The sequence below is a fragment of the Paenibacillus cineris genome, assembly GCF_018333335.1.
GTDB lineage: Bacteria > Bacillota > Bacilli > Paenibacillales > Paenibacillaceae > Paenibacillus_AQ > Paenibacillus_AQ favisporus.
This window is the reverse complement of record NZ_BORU01000001.1, coordinates 546,221-561,514: the sequence shown is the minus strand read 5'-3', so window position 1 is coordinate 561,514 and position 15,294 is coordinate 546,221. Positions and strand designations below refer to the sequence as shown.

At 54.5% G+C, this 15,294-nt stretch carries 13 protein-coding genes and 1 riboswitch; of the genes, 1 reads left to right on the top strand and 12 read right to left on the bottom strand.

The features are described from left to right. Window positions 1-43: 43 nt before the first annotated feature. Genes thiO through thiE form a run of 4 tightly spaced genes read right to left on the bottom strand, consistent with a single transcriptional unit; the run spans window position 44 to window position 2,823 of the window. On the bottom strand, window positions 44-1,180 hold the full coding sequence (thiO, locus tag KI379_RS02990; RefSeq protein ID WP_212982742.1) for a glycine oxidase ThiO: 1,137 nt from the start codon (window positions 1,178-1,180) through the stop codon (window positions 44-46). Between the two features lie 26 nt (window positions 1,181-1,206). Further along, window positions 1,207-1,986, bottom strand: a complete 780-nt coding sequence (locus KI379_RS02985) for a thiazole synthase (protein WP_212982741.1) — start codon at window positions 1,984-1,986, stop codon at window positions 1,207-1,209. Window positions 1,987-1,994: 8 nt separating this feature from the next. Then, window positions 1,995-2,192 carry a sulfur carrier protein ThiS gene (thiS, locus tag KI379_RS02980; RefSeq protein WP_212982740.1) on the bottom strand — a complete coding sequence of 66 codons (198 nt, stop codon included), beginning with the start codon at window positions 2,190-2,192 and terminating at the stop codon, window positions 1,995-1,997. Continuing rightward, entirely contained in the window at window positions 2,176-2,823 is a 648-nt protein-coding gene (gene thiE / locus KI379_RS02975; protein ID WP_212982739.1) for a thiamine phosphate synthase, read from the bottom strand. Before thiE ends, thiS begins: the two co-directional genes overlap by 17 nt. Window positions 2,824-2,966: 143 nt before the next feature. Then, window positions 2,967-3,076, bottom strand: a riboswitch (TPP riboswitch). 238 nt (window positions 3,077-3,314) lie between these two features. Between thiE and yhbH the strand changes: the two genes are divergently transcribed. Beyond that, entirely contained in the window at window positions 3,315-4,472 is a 1,158-nt protein-coding gene (gene yhbH / locus KI379_RS02970) for a sporulation protein YhbH (protein WP_089545766.1), read from the top strand. A 336-nt stretch (window positions 4,473-4,808) separates the two neighbouring features. Here yhbH and KI379_RS02965 read toward each other — a convergent pair whose 3' ends face one another. The 8 genes from KI379_RS02965 to KI379_RS02930 all read right to left on the bottom strand — a co-directional run bounded on the left by KI379_RS02965 (window position 4,809) and on the right by KI379_RS02930 (window position 15,185). Then, entirely contained in the window at window positions 4,809-5,363 is a 555-nt protein-coding gene (locus tag KI379_RS02965; protein ID WP_212982738.1) for an NADAR family protein, read from the bottom strand. Window positions 5,364-5,447: 84 nt separating this feature from the next. Then, complete coding sequence (locus KI379_RS02960; protein WP_212982737.1) at window positions 5,448-6,167, bottom strand: DUF1266 domain-containing protein; 720 nt, start codon at window positions 6,165-6,167, stop codon at window positions 5,448-5,450. A gap of 15 nt (window positions 6,168-6,182) precedes the next feature. Continuing rightward, window positions 6,183-7,541 carry a J domain-containing protein gene (locus KI379_RS02955; protein WP_212982736.1) on the bottom strand — a complete coding sequence of 453 codons (1,359 nt, stop codon included), beginning with the start codon at window positions 7,539-7,541 and terminating at the stop codon, window positions 6,183-6,185. After that, complete coding sequence (locus tag KI379_RS02950; protein ID WP_212982735.1) at window positions 7,538-9,241, bottom strand: molecular chaperone HscC; 1,704 nt, start codon at window positions 9,239-9,241, stop codon at window positions 7,538-7,540. The genes KI379_RS02955 and KI379_RS02950 overlap by 4 nt, the downstream gene beginning before the upstream one ends. Window positions 9,242-9,371: 130 nt before the next feature. Then, a complete protein-coding gene (locus KI379_RS02945; protein ID WP_212982734.1) occupies window positions 9,372-10,379 on the bottom strand; it encodes an AAA family ATPase in 1,008 nt (335 codons plus the stop codon). Beyond that, window positions 10,376-11,053, bottom strand: a complete 678-nt coding sequence (gene pnuC, locus KI379_RS02940) for a nicotinamide riboside transporter PnuC (RefSeq protein ID WP_152400877.1) — start codon at window positions 11,051-11,053, stop codon at window positions 10,376-10,378. The genes KI379_RS02945 and pnuC overlap by 4 nt, the downstream gene beginning before the upstream one ends. A gap of 207 nt (window positions 11,054-11,260) precedes the next feature. Then, complete coding sequence (locus KI379_RS02935; RefSeq protein WP_212982733.1) at window positions 11,261-12,985, bottom strand: ABC transporter substrate-binding protein; 1,725 nt, start codon at window positions 12,983-12,985, stop codon at window positions 11,261-11,263. Between the two features lie 502 nt (window positions 12,986-13,487). After that, the gene (locus KI379_RS02930) at window positions 13,488-15,185 is read right to left on the bottom strand and encodes an ABC transporter substrate-binding protein (protein WP_089545759.1); all 1,698 of its coding nucleotides are present in this window, start codon (window positions 15,183-15,185) and stop codon (window positions 13,488-13,490) included. Window positions 15,186-15,294 lie beyond the last annotated feature (109 nt).

The window sequence follows — 15,294 nt, the reverse complement described above, 5'->3', positions numbered from 1 at the left end:
AATCGATAGGACCGCACTCTACGACGCCAATCCATTATCTGCTCTAAAAAGCGCCCGCCTGCACCTCACCGAACCGGTTCGGCCGGAACGCTCCACACCACTCCGGCAGCGGCTTGCCCTCCACGCTATCGGCGATCAGCGCGGCCGTGACCGGGCTGAGCAGGATGCCGTTGCGGTAATGACCCGCGGCCACAAAAATATGGCCGGCATCGTTCAGCCGCCCGATCAGCGGCCGGCCGTCCAGCACCGCCGGGCGCAGTCCCGCCCAGCGGTGAAACGGCTGCACCTCACCGAGAACAGGCAGCACTCGCTTGTTCCACTCCGTCAGCCGCCGGATCCCTTTGTCCGTAACGGACGTATCGAACCCGGCGATATCCTCCGAGGCGCCGCACACGAGGGTTCCGTTCGCTTTTTGTACCAGGTACCCCTGGCTGGTGAACACCAGGTGTCGAAGCGGCTCGCGCCCCTCGTTCCAAGCGTAGGCGCAAATTTGCCCCCGGATCGGATGTACAGGAATCCGGATGCCGAGGGGTTCCGACATCTCCTGTACCCACGCACCGGTGCTGATCAGCAGCCGGTCCGCTTCAAACCGCTCGCCATTTTGCGCCCTCAGCGCAACCCGCTCCCGCCATTCAGCCAGTTCGATCCGGCCAAGATGCTCATGAATCTGCACGCCGGAGGCCAGGCAGGCCCGTTTGACCGCTTCCGTCAAATCCGGGGCATACACATGGCTTTCCACCGGTGTCCACAGGGCGGCTACTGCTTCGCGGGTCAGCCCCGGCTCGGCATTGAACAGCGCGCTCCCCGTTAAAATTTCGCCCCTGGAACCCCAGTTCCGCTGCCATTCCAGCCGGCTCTCCAGCGCCAGCAAATCCGCCTCATGCCTCACGACGTACAGGCTGCCGGTTTCGGCATACTCGAAGGGAACGCCGGAGATGTCCTTCACCGCCTGCTGCCACTGCGGATACAGCGACAAGCTCTCACGGCACAACAGGAAGAACTCGTCCGGAGACTCCACGTTCTCCGAATACGGAGCGAGCATCCCTGCCGCCGCGCCGGAGGCCTGCCCGCCGCAGGGTCCCTTTTCAAGCAGCGTGACGTTCAGGCCGCGGCGGCGCAGCTCCAGCGCGCTGGATAATCCGATAATGCCGCCCCCCATGACAATGATGTCTCCGCTCATTGTTAAAGCCCCCTGTCCATCCTTTTTTATTCGATGACGAGCGATTCCAGGCCGCTGCTGGCCGAAGCATATTTCTTCTTCGGAATCCGCCCGGACAAGTAGGCCAAACGCCCCGCCTCAACCGCCAGCCTCATCGACCGGGCCATCATCACGGGGTCTTTGGCTTTGGCCACCGGGGTATTCATCAGAATGCCGGAGACTCCCAGCTCCATCGCGAGCGCCACGTCGCTGGCTGTCCCCAGCCCCGCATCTACGATGACAGGGACCGACAGCTCCTCCACGATCAATCTGAGATGATACGGATTCAGAATGCCGAGGCCGGTCCCGATGGGCGCTGCACCGGGCATCACCGCGGCTGCCCCTGCCTCCTCCAGCTTTTTGCAGATTACCGGATCGTCGGAGATATACGGCAGTACCGTAAAACCTTCCTTGACCAATATTTCCGTCGCTTTTAACGTTTCAATCGGATCGGGCAGGAGCGTGCGCTTATTGGCGCTAATCTCCACCTTGATCCAGTCGCTGAGTCCCGAAGCCCGCGCCAGCCGGGCTATCCGGACCGCCTCTTCGGCCGTTGTCGCCCCGGACGTGTTGGGAAGGTAGATGTATTTCTGAGGCTCCACATGCTGCAGAATCGAATCATCCTCCACCGAATCGAGATGGATCCGGCGGATAGCGAACGTCAGCACCTCGGTTCCCGAAGCTTTGATCGCCTCCATCTGCACATAAGGATCGGGGAACAGCCCGGTCCCCAAAAACAACCTCGACGACAGTTCCTGTCCGCCAACCTGCCAATTATCTCTGCTCATTTTTCCCTTCAACCTCCCGCTACGAAATGGACCAGCTCCAGCTTCATTCCAGGTACAACCGGAGTCGTCTCCCACTGCTCGATCTTCAGCACCTGTCCATCCGCTTCCACCATGACCGGCCTGCCGGACAGCCCCAGCAGGCGGAGGACATCGGCTACCGTCTCGGCCGCCAGCTCCCGCTTTATTCCGTTAATGACCAGTTCCATCCGCCGCTCCTCCTCTACCTTCAAGCTTGTGAATGAACGCCCGGCATACCGCTTCCGGGTCAGGGCTGCCGACGATTTCGCTCACCGCGCAGACGCGGCTCGCACCGGCCCGGATCACTTCGTCCACGTTGCCCAGCTTGATGCCGCCAATCGCCACAAACGGGATCTTGATGATCCCGGCGACTTCCCGAACGTACGAAAGACCGACCGGATCCACCACATCGGCTTTCGTAGCCGTCGCATAGATTGGCCCGACGCCGATATAATCCGCCCCTTCCGCTTCGGCGAGCTGCGCTTCTGAAATCGCATGGGTGGATATGCCGATGATCTTGGAGCCGACAAGCTTTCTGGCTTCCGCGATCGGCATATCGCCTTGACCGAGGTGAACCCCGTCCGCGTCCACCTCCATCGCGATATCAACGTGATCGTTCACGATAAAAGGAACGCCGTAGCGGCGGGTCAGCTCCCGCAGCTCCGCCGCCTTGCGCAGCAGCTCCTCTCTTCCGCTTGTTTTGTCGCGGAATTGAACGATGTCCGCGCCTCCCCGAATAGCTTGCTCCATCACGTCCACCAGCCGGCGTCCCGGATGGAACGTCTCGCCGGTAATCGCGTACAGACGAAAATCGACCATGACTGCTTCTCCTCTCTTCCCTTTGCCTTTCCCTCCATTTCATGCCGGCTTCTATCATCGCGAAAGGTAAGCCCTCATCTTGCGAAAGCGCCCTCTTACCCGGTTAACACAAAAAAACCATTCGAGAAATACACGAATGGCACCGCAATTCGAATGATATTCTCTACGCCAGCATTACCTGGATCAGATTAACGGTCCGCAGCACAAGGCTGCCATCTCAGCCGGACTTCATCCAGCACCCGCATTCCTATTTAATTTCACAACCACTATAGCCCAAACTGCTGACTTTTGGCAATAGCCAGAGTGAGATCACCGGCATCGGAACGCTTATCTCATCCATAGCAGCGATTCTCGCAAAATTTCATATATTTGGGTGCGGCAAACTTCTTATTTTATCTCTTGCGTCATCACATATCGTCCCCGCCCGTGAATATAAATGTTTAACAAGCCAAAGTTTGTGCTGAGTATGGGAACATGGGAGGTGCCTGAACATGCCATCAGACGATCATTCGCTGTTTGTGGTGTCCAAGGAGGACTGGTCACTGCACCGGAAAGGGTACCAGGATCAGGTCCGCCATCAGGAGAAGGTTAAGGAAATCATCAAGCAGAACCTGCCCGACCTGATCACAGAAGAAAACATCGTGATGTCGGACGGTAAGCAAATCATCAAGGTACCCATCCGGAGCCTCGATGAATACCGTTTCATTTATAACTACCAGAAGCAAAAGCATGTCGGCCAGGGAGACGGCGACAGCCAGGTGGGAGACGTGCTGGGCAGGGATCCGGTGCAAAAGCCGGGTCAAGGTGAAAAAGCCGGCGACCAGCCTGGCCAGGACATTATGGAAGCCGAGATCAGCCTCGAAGACTTGGAGAACATGCTGTTCGATCAGCTGGAGCTGCCGAATATGAAGCCGAAAGAGCAGCAGGAAGTCGAAACCGAATCGATCACGTTCAACGACATCCGCAAAAAAGGCATGCAGTCCAACATCGACAAGAAGCGGACGATCCTGGAAAATCTGCGGCGCAACGCCACCAGCGGCAAGCCGGGAATTCACCATATCAGCCCCGACGATCTGCGTTACAAAACGTGGGAGGACGTCGTCGTTCCCCATTCCAGCGCGGTCATCATTGCGATGATGGATACGTCCGGGTCGATGGGCACGTTTGAGAAATACTGTGCACGCAGCTTCTTCTTCTGGATGACCCGCTTCCTGCGCCGCCAATACGAAAAGGTCGACATCGTCTTTGTGGCCCACCATACGGAGGCCAAAGAAGTCACCGAAGAGGATTTCTTTACCCGGGGCGAAAGCGGGGGCACGATCTGCTCGTCCGCCTACCAGAAAGCGCTGGAAATCATCGACCGGCGCTACCCGCCCGCCAAGTACAATATTTATCCGTTCCATTTTTCGGACGGCGACAACCTGACTTCCGATAACGAACGCTGTGTGCGGCTCATCGGCGAGCTGCTCAAAGTCAGCAACATGTTCGGTTACGGGGAAGTCAACCAGTACAACCGGAGCAGCACGCTGATGTCCGCGTACCGGAATATCAAACTCGATCAGTTCATGTATTACGTCATCAAAGAAAAGGGCGAAGTCTACCAGGCGCTGCGTACGTTCTTTAAAAAGCAGGAAGGCGCACTGACCTAAGCCGAAACACCGCCTCATCAAACGCAAAGTTATGGCATATAAAAAAGGTCGTTGCCCCGTTACGCTGAGTAACCGACAACGACCTTTTTTGCATGGCCGGGTGACCTCTATATAGCATAACCCCCGATTTGCAGCCTTTTTCCCACAATCTAGCATGACCCTCGATGTGCAGCCTTTTTCCCATAGCCGACTGATCCTGACTCCTGCCAAGCTCCTCACTGACAGCATGCTTATCATTGCCAATGTGCTCCTCATTGCCAGCGTGCTCCTTACGGCTGCCAAGTTCTTCACTCCCGCTGGGCCCCGCATGCCCGACGTGCATGCTACGCACTATCCCTATGCTCCCTCTGTCTGCAGCCGGTCCCGAACCTCCATCAAGGCAAAGCCAAGCAGGTTCTTCCCTTTCCACAGCAGCGGGTTTAGGACCGCCTCGTCATCCGCGGCCAAACCAACGCCCCAGATCGAATCCACGGGACTTGCCTCTACCAGCACCCGCTGCCTGGTACCCAGCAGAAATTGCTTCAAATCGTCGTTTTGAGAAAACTTCGCTTCGTTTCCTCGGACCACAATGGAGTACCCTTCCCGGTCCCATACGACCGGATCGAATCCTCTCACTTTCCGCCCCAGATCTTTGGCCTGCTTCGGATGCTTGGCCGCGAGAATCTGTTCTCGGATCTCTTCGTCACCGAACAGCCTGGCTTTCTCGGCCATCATATAGTGCTCGGCACTTGCATATTCCACGCCGTCCACAATAAACTTCGCTTCCCACCACTGGCTGAAGCAGCTCTTCGTAATAGAACCGTCCGCCGCGGGCTGGTGCCCCCAGAAAAAAACATATTTCAGCTTGGTCCCTTTCCGGAATGCCTTCCGGAGTTCTTCCAAGGTATACATCCAATCCCCCCTTTAAGAGCATCCCGCGTACTTAAGCCCCACAATCTAAAGGCCCTGTGACCCGCATGCCCATTGATCACCGCCTCAGGCATCCAGGCTGGCCGATTCCTTGCGGTACGCTGCTCGTTCGCCTCCCGGCTCAAGCGGAATATCCCATGGCGCCTTCCGGGAAGCGAAGGTACCCATCCCCAGCAGCGTCTGTCCGCGGGTCATGATATAGACTACATTTGCAAACTGCTCCTCCGGTTTCCAAAAGCGGCTGCCGGCCATAAATGCGATCAAATACTCTTCCCAGCTGCGGTAATGCTGCTGCACATACCCGGCCGCTTCCAATTTAATGGCCCAGGCCTCTTCCTTCGTCAAATATCCGTAAGCGAGCCCAACCCGGCTCAAGAAAATCGCCCAGCCGCCCCCGAAGGCGGCTATTTCTCCGGCGGGCAGCTGCAGCAAAAACGTCTGAACCACGCTCATCCGGGCATATTCCGGATAGTCCTTGGATGCCTCCATCCAGTTTTGCCGTGCCTGTTCCGGCAGCGCCGACAGTTCGGCGTGCAGTGCCTTATAATCGTCACGGTTCCCGTCCTCCAGCAGCCAGCGAATCCGGGTCTTTAAAGACTCGGCATCCTTGATGTCCCAGAGCCGCAGCCCCTTTTTCAAAACCCGGTTCCCGAGGTAACGCTCAAATTTCAAAAACTCGTACGGCACATAATAATAAGCCAGCACGCTGTCGATGCATACGCTGGAGAGACTGCGGAAGTACAGCTCCAGCTGTTTGATTTGCTTCTTCTTGTAATCGCTGCGCATGTCGTCCTCCATTATCTAGGTTGATAGCACCCGGTGTGCTCTTAACGTTCTGTATAAATACCACAGCAGAATGGCCACGAACACCCCCGTGACGATAACGGGCACGTCAAAAAACAACTGCAGCACGATATACACAAAAATATAAAGCCAAGTTAACCGAAGAAATAAAAAACCGTCGAATATAATATTGTTTTTGACCACCCTGCGGTGCTCGGCCGGGTCGATCTTCCCCTGATCGTGGTGATGCTTATTCGCGGTAGACGACCAGTACATCAGGGTGCTCATATGCTGATTGTTTATGTCAAAAGAACGCTTCATCCGTTCCTTGGCCTCCGATATCCGTCCCATCGCGGTGAGGCACCGTCCCTCCAAACTGAGCGCATCCTGATCGTCCGGATGGGCAGCCAAAATGCGCTCGCAATCCGAAAGCGCCTCTTCATACCGCTGATCATCGTATCGAAGCTGTGCCGCGTAACGATAAGCCTCCAGATCATCCGGCTGCAGCAGGATCGCATGGCCGAAACATTTCAGCGCTTCCTGCCGGTTGCCCACGGCCATGTTATATTTTCCCCATAGCAGCTGCAGATCCAGATCGTCGGCAAACCACGCCGAAGCTTCGGACAAGCACGCTTCCGCTTCTTCCAGATCGCCTTCCATCAGCATATCCAGCGCAGACTCCCGCAGATCCAAAAATCTCTCCATGTCCGCGGTATCCCCTACGGGAGCGTTAGCGAGCGAATCATAACGCAGCTCCCGTGAGCCGTCCAACTGCTGCAGGATGTATTCGGCAAAATACGTTGGATACTGCTCCCGCAGTTCTTCGGGATCTTCCGTAAAGTAAAACGTGCCGTCCAGCAGCTGCCAAACGTCTCGCGGGAGATGCCTGCAGGACATCAGAAAGGACACGAACGCATGCTGCAGCTCCGGCCCGCGTTCGACGTCCCATACGATATCCTCGTTCAGCAGCCGCTCCCACGACTCCACCCGGATCCGGGCCGGAAAGTCGTCGTACAGTTCCTCGGCCTGATGAATCCACAGTCTGACCGGATCTGCGCTTGCCGTGGATTGAAATACTCCATTTGAATATACGGTGTGTGCGTTAGAATCGCCAGGTTGATCAACTTCGCCTTTGGTATCCTCCGGCGGGTAGATCGGCATAGAAAGCTCATCCTCAGCCTCAGCCTCAGCCGGCTCACGTACCGTTGTATTGGCCTCCTTGGCGAACTTGGATGCCGCCTCATAAGCTTCCCGAAGCTGCTGATAGCCCTCGGGATCGTCCTCGGGATGATGCTGCTTCAGCTTGGCGGCATATGCCTTCTTGATGATGCGCAGCTCCGTGGTCCGCTCGATCCCCAACCTTTCCCAGATGTTCATGTGAAGCTCATCCACCTTTCCAGCTGTTCCAACCGATCCTTGAAGACCTCGGCAGCTTTTTTGATTTCGCGGTCATCCTGGGTATGCAGTGCCTTTTCGAACTGTCCGATATAGGCAGCGATCACTTCCCGGCTCTCGCCCAGCGCCTCTTCGTACAGCCGCTCGCCCCTGGCCAGCAGCAGCCGGTTTTCCGCCCGGTCTCTCGGGTGAATTTTGATATCCTGAAGCTCCAGCAGCCGCGCCTCGATCTCTTCCTTCGTCATGCTGCCGGCGTTCTTCTCGATGACGGCGCGCTTCTTCTCGCCGGTCGCAACGCTGGTCACCTCGACCTCCAAAATCCCGTTAATGTCATAGGTATAACGGACGTCAATCTTCTGTTCGCCGGCAGGGGCCGGCGGCACCTTAATGTGGATCTCGCCGAGCTTGATGTTGTTCTCGACACGCCGGCTCTCACCCTGATAAATATCAACGGTTAGCCGCCGCTGATTGTCGTTTATCGTGCAGAGCCGTTCAATCCGGCTGACCGGTATTGGCGTGTTGCGCTCGATGATCGGGAAGAAATGCCCCGATGAGAATCCCCCTTTGCCCAGTTCCTGAACAATGCTTGTTCCCAGGGTATACGGGCACACGTCGGTAAGGATCATCTCGTTCAGCGCCTCATTCCGCTCCTTCAGCGCCGACTGGATGGCCGCGCCGACGGCAACCGTCTCATCCGGATTGATGTCGCTGTACGGCATGCGGCCGAACATGCGGCCGATGACGCTTTTAATAAGCGTCATTCGGGTGGCTCCTCCGATCAGGATCACCGCATCCAGATCGGACGGGGACAAGGACGCGTCTCGCAGCGCCCGCTCGATCGGCTGGCGCAGCCTCAGGAGCAGCGGATGGGCCAGTTTTTCAAATTCGTTACGGTCAAGCCGCACTTCATACCGGGTTCCATCGATCGTCAAAGCCATTTCAGCCGATGCCTCCCGTCCCAGGGCAAGCTTGCAGTTCTCCGCCTGTTTATGTATAGCCGATCTTGTTTTCGGGTCCAGCGACTCCCACTCCATTTGGTGCGTCTCCAGAAAATGCGTCACAAGCAGCTCCGTAAAGTCCTCACCGCCAAGGAAATTGTCCCCCGCGATAGACTTTACCTCCATGACTCCCTCGAACAGCTCCAGGATGGAGACGTCGAACGTTCCCCCGCCCAGGTCGAACACGAGAAACTGGGTTTCCGGCTGCTCCTGGTGCAGACCGTAGGCCACCGCCGCCGCGGTCGGCTCGCTGATCAGCCGCTCGACACGCAGTCCGGCGATTTCGGCGGCGTGCTTCGTCGCTTTGCGCTGGGCATCGTTGAAGTATGCCGGAACGCTGATCACCGCCTCCGTCACGGGTTCCCTCAGATAACTCTCGGCGTCCTCTTTCAAGGCCTTTAATATAAAGGACGACAGTTCCTCCGGTGTAAAGGAGTGAGGGCCAAGCTCGTACTTCTTCTCTGTTCCCATGAACCGTTTAAAAGTGGCAGCCGTCCGCTCCGGATGGGTAATCAAGCGCTCTTGGGCAATCCGGCCGACCACAATTTCGCCGTTTTCGTCCACGCTGACGATGGACGGTGTCAAGTGTTCTCCGAGCACGTTGGGAATGACCACCGCACGGTCCTGGGCCCAGCAGGCCACCAGGCTGTTAGTCGTTCCCAGATCGATTCCGATCACAGCCAATGAAATCCCCTCTTTCCTGTTGAATGTTGCCTATTCATTAGCGGGCCCGGGCCTTAGGCTCCAGGCCAATCTAGCAATCCGTTCTCTATTCTACCAGCAGCCCCCTCTTTAATCCAATAAATGGGCTGGCTTAAACAAGGCTTCCAAAATAGTTGCTGTACGGAACAAACGCCTTCAGCACCTCCTCGACCCGCTTGATCCGCTCCTCCAGCGATCCCCTTAATGGGATGTAAGGAATCCGGCGCTCCTTCAAATCGGCGATAATCTGCTTGTGGAACACATGCCGCTTCTGGTCCCCGCTGCGGTCCCACGTATCGTCATATGGGATATCGTCCTCGCACAGGAAAAAGAGATCGTATCTGCCGGCGTTCTCCAGCGCCAGCCGGGTCAGCAGCTCCGGAGCCCGGCCGTGATAATCCAGAGCGAACATATACGTCGTGATGGCGTTCGTGTCCACGAACAGATACCGGTTCGCCTCCATCAGCGCCTTCTCTTCGCGCTCGATATGCCCCGCTGCAATCTCGTCAAAAGCCTCGAAGCTGATCCGCCGGTCCACCTGATGCTCCGTCCAATAATCCCGGCCGTACTCGCTGGCATAAGTTGTGTTGTATTTGCCGGCCAGCGCCTCCGTCAGCGTTGACTTGCCGGTCGACATCGCTCCGACGAAGACCACCTTCGTAATGAGATCACGGTATACGATGTCACTTACAAATTGACGATGCTTATACGGGTCCTCCCGGATCATCGTCGCCGAAATCGGCACCACGCCCCTCGCCTCATCGACGCGGCGGTCTACGGCGCCAAGCGCCTTGCTCATGTGCTCGCCATAAAACTCGCTCGAATAAAAATGACTAACCTGCTCACCGTCAAGCAGCCCCAAAATATACTGCTCCTCCCGGATTTCATGCTCCCGGTCATCCGAATAGCCGTCCGGACCGTCCCACGCTTCGATCACCCTGACGCCCGGATATAGCTTCCGGATCCAGCCGGCGCGGATATGCAGCGGAATGGTCGTGACCGTCGTATCGTAAATGACTACGATCAGTTCATCCACTTCCTTCAGCGCCGTCTCCACCATGTATTGATGCCCTTTATGAAAAGGGGCGAATTTACCCAACGTCAGTCCCAGCTTTTTCATCGGTAAGCCTCCTTTGCCCCTTTGTTCCAAGTGTAATAACCGTATGCCGCATTGATGAGATACGCGCTCCACATGACGATCATGAGCAGCCCGTCAGGACTGCCGTCCAAGGTACGCAGCACCCACAGCAGCACGGTAAAAGCATTCAGCACGATATACACCAGCCATTGTTCCTTATAACGCCATACCATCAGGAAGGTTGCTACAACCGACAGCACGTTGGTGATCGCATCGATGTACGGCGAGTTCTGCGTCGGTATCAGCGACAGGAAAAAACCGATCATCACGCTGCCCAGCACGCAGGCCGCTCCGGTCCACAGAATCCCTCGAAGGTTCATGCGGCGCATCTCAAGCTTGCCGCCGTCCTGATGCTTCCGCCACAGGAAGAAGCCGACCACGTTCATTGGAACGAAGAACAGCAAATTCAGCAGCATCTCCCCGTAAATCCCGTTCGTATAAGCCAGGTACGCGTACCCGAACGTGTTGTACATCCCGAATACATAACTCATCAGGTTGCCCTTCGCCGCCAGCACCACGCACAGGACGCCGGTCAGAAACACGGTAAACCCGAACAGGCTATCCTTCATGATCGCCGTAAGTCCGACCGCAATTCCGCAAAATACGCCGAGCCATACCAGCTCGTAGGCGCTCCATCCTTTAAACCATTTTCCCATGTCCGTTCCCTCCAGCTGCTCCATTACGCCTTCACAGATCCCGTGACCGATGAGGGCAATGGCGAGATATCAATAATATCAATTTGATATTATCATTTTGTTGTTTACATCTTAGCAGGATGTTCTCCCGGAAGCAATGGTTTTTTGAAAAAAAACAAAAAAGGGCCCCGGGATACATCCCGGGACCCTTCCTCTGATCAGACCGGCTTATTGAGCGCTTCCGCCCCAGAGCTCGACTCTTTCCTTGATCAGTTCCGTATATTGTTTTTCGATTTCTTTAGCACCTGCAGCATCCAGCTCTTTCAGCATATTGTCATAAATGCTGTCGAACTGTTCCGGCTTCGCCAGGATGGCTTCCGGAATCCGCTTGCGGATAATATCCTGCGTTTTTTGATAGATAACATTATAATTGCCGTCCTGAGGAGTGGCCATGTTGTAGGCTGCGCCCCAAGGTTTGACAGGGAAGTCCTTTTCAGACGGGAACAGGTCTTTCCAGGTTGTTGCGCCATACGCTTTCAAGGTATCTTTCTCCGGCTGCGTATAGGAAGCTACGATTTGATCCGGGAAGTTCGTCGTGTAGTAGTTGCCGGATGGATCTTTCACGCCGTCGCCGTAGTGAGCGGAGAAGGTGGTGTACAGACCGATGCCGGACGTTTTCGTAAAGTTGGCGTTATCGTTGACTTTCTTGTCCTGTACGTCATCAGGAATAACGCGCTTGCCGTCCACCATGTTGTAGTGCTTGCCTTCGATCCCCCAGTTGAGCAGCACTTGGCCTTCGTCGGATGCAAGGAAGTCCAGGAACTTGATCAAGCGGACCGGATCCTTACATGCCGTTGTAATGCCTACGCCCCAACCAGCTACGAATCCGGTATCCTGGAAGGAATGGTCTTTGTATTCATTCGACAGTGTTACAGGGAAGTGAGCATAAGTGCGCTCCGCTTTGCCGGCGGTCTTGAGCGCATTCTCGGCGTCGGAATAGCCCCACTCTTGATCGATCAGACCCAGGACGCGGCCGCTGGCGATTTTGGATTTATATTGGTCGCTCTTTTGCACGAACGTATCCTTATCCAGCAGACCCACATTGTACATATGGTTCAGCCAGCGGAAGTATTCTTTCTCTTCCGGACGCTTGTAGTGCAGCTGAGCTTCGTTGGTTTCAGGGTTAATGAAGTATTCGCCGTCATCCGGAGCGCCTGTCGTCAAGAAGGCCGGGTTCGTTACGGTGATCATGATTCTCCAGTCATCCGCGTCCAGTGTCAGCGGAATCGTCGGCTTGCCGTCGATCGTCGGATGTTTGTCTTTATACTGCTGGAGAACGTTTTCAAAATCCTTAACGGTTTTTACTTCCGGATAGCCGAGCTCTTTCAGGACGGCATTCTGGATTTCAAATCCGCCGCCGGCGTCAAAATACTGCTGATCCACCGCCCCGTTCGTCGGAAGCACATAGATGGCTTTATCATCGTTGCTGTACGGCAGACGGTTCATGTACTTGCCGTATACCTTCTTGAGGTTCGGGCCGTACTTGTCGATCAAATCGGTCAGGTCGATCATCGCGCCGGCTTCCACCAGCTTGTCGACGTCCCCTTTGGCAAAGATAAAGTCAGGATATTCTCCGCTCGCAGCCATCAGGGATATTTTATCGGTGCCGGCGCCGGATACGGCATATTCCGCATTGATGGTCACGCCAGTTCTCTTCGTAATTTCTTTACCGATCTCATCCTGCATCTTGTTCCAGTTCGGGCTGGCGTCAGCGCCAAAGAACGAGAACGTGATAGGGCTCGTATCGTCAGCCTTCTCCTCCTGCGCCGCATTGGAAGACGAGCTGCCGGATTCGGCCGATTTGTCGCCCCCTGAGCTGCTGCAGCCTGCGGAAACGAGCAGCATACTGGCGAGGAGCAGCATTCCAAACTTCTTCTTTGTGTTTCCCTTCATGTGAATCATATCCCCCTTCATTACTAATGGAATTACTTCGTGCTGCATTCTAGAGCCGGCATTGCGTCAAACGTCGCATGGACGCTGGGCACTGCCGCATGTTGTGCCGAAACCTAGATGAATTGAATACGTTTACAAAACTCAGATAACTAAACTTCCTCACTTCACATCTCTGGTTTCTTGTTCGACTCCACCTCTTTGTTTAAAACGTTTTCGAAAACAGCCTGCAGGGAAAATGTGTAATGAAAGTGCTTTCATATTTGAATCATAAAAGATTTAAAAACAACTGTCAAGTCATTTTTATACATATATTTAAAATTAATTTTTGATGCATTTATGATCAATAATTCTCAGAAAAACGTTGATATAACAGTAAATAGACACCTTTATATTATATAAGGTATAAAGTTGAATAAAGTCACAAAAATACATAACAAATAGGACCTACTGCTATGAGCAGGCCCTATCTGATGAACTTATTGCTCTTTTTTAAAAATTCGGATTACTTCGCTTCGGTCGTTCCGCCCCACAACTCGACACGGTCCTTCACCAGCTCGGTGTATTGCTGTTCCATTTTTTCCGCACCGGCGGCATTCAGTTCCTTGATCATGTTGTCATAAACTGCGTCGAATTTGTCCGGCGTCGTCAGGATCGCTTCCGGAATGCGCTTGCGGATAATGTCCTGCGTTTTCTGGTACGTTACGGTGTAATCAGAACCTTCTTCAACCGAAATGTTGTATGCTGCTCCCCAAGGCTTAACCGGGAAATCCTTTTCCGATGGGAACAGGTCTTTCCAGGTCGTAGCGCCGTAAGCTTTCAGCGTTTCTTTCTCGGCTGGCGTGTAGCTGGCTACGATTTGATCCGGGAAGTTCGTCGTATAGTAGTTGCCGGATGGATCCTTCACACCGTCACCATAGTGAGCGGAGAAGATCGTGTACAGGCCGATGCCCGATGTTTTCGTAAAGTTGGAAGCGTCGTTGATTTTCTTATCTTGAATTTCTTGAGGAATGACGCGCTTGCCGTCCTCGACATTGTAGTGCTTGCCTTCGATACCCCAGTTGATCAATACTTGCCCTTCGTCGGAAGCGAGCCAATCCATGAATTTAATCGCCCGGACCGGATCTTTACAGTTGTTCGTGATGCCGATGCCCCATCCGGATGTAAAGCCTGTATCCTGGAAGGAGTGATCCTTATATTCTTCCGACAAGGTTACCGGCAGGTGAGCGTAAGTTCTTTCATCCTTGCCCGCAGATTTCAGTGCGTTCTCTGCGTCGGAATAACCCCATTCCTGGTCGATCAGGCCAAGCACGCGTCCGCTCGAAATTTTGGACTTGTACTGGTCGCTCTTCTGTACAAACGTTTCCTTATCCAGCAGGCCTTCGTTGTACATATGGTTCAGCCAGCGGAAGTACTCTTTTTCCTCCGGACGCTTGTAGTGCAGCTGAGCCTCATAGGTTTGCGGATTGATAAAATATTCGCCGTCGTCCGGTGCTCCTGTTGCGAGGAACGCAGGGTTGGTAACGGTGATCATGATTCTCCAGTCGTCCGCATCCAGCGTCAACGGAATGGTTGGCTGGCCGTCAATCGTCGGATGCTTCTCTTTATAAGCCTTTAGCACGTTCTCAAAATCCTTGACGGTTTTTACTTCCGGATAGCCCAGCTCTTTCAGCACGGCATTCTGGATTTCAAATCCGCCGCCGGCGTCAAAATACTGCTGGTTCACCGCCGCATTGGTCGGCAGCACATAGATGGCTTGGTCATCATTGCTGTACTTCAGACGGTCCATGTAGTCGCCATATACCTTCTTCAGGTTCGGCGCGTACTTGTCAATCAGATCGGTCAGGTCGAGCATTGCGCCGGCATCCACCAGCTTGTTAACGTCACCTTTAGCGAAAATAAGATCCGGATAGTCGCCGCTTGCGGCCATCAGGGAAATCTTATCCTGCCCTCCGCCGGATACGGCGAACTCCGCATTGATCGTAACGCCTGTCTTCGCAGTGATTTCCTTGCCGACTTCATCCTGCATTTTGTTCCAGTTTGGACTCGCATCCGCACCGAAAAAACTGAAGGTGATCGGCGATGTCGTATCGCCTGTATCTTTGGCCGCGGTATCCTCCTTGCCTCCGCCGCAGCCCGCAACCGCTAGCATTGATGCGATGATCAGAGAAATCGCGGTTACCTTGAACGCTTTCTTTGGCATTGCGTAAACCCTCCCCATGATGTCTAATCTTTTTCTTTATCTATTTTGTATAACAGGCTAGCCTGCTGATACCTCTATATAGGAATGTAACTTCTGAAAAAGCGGTATT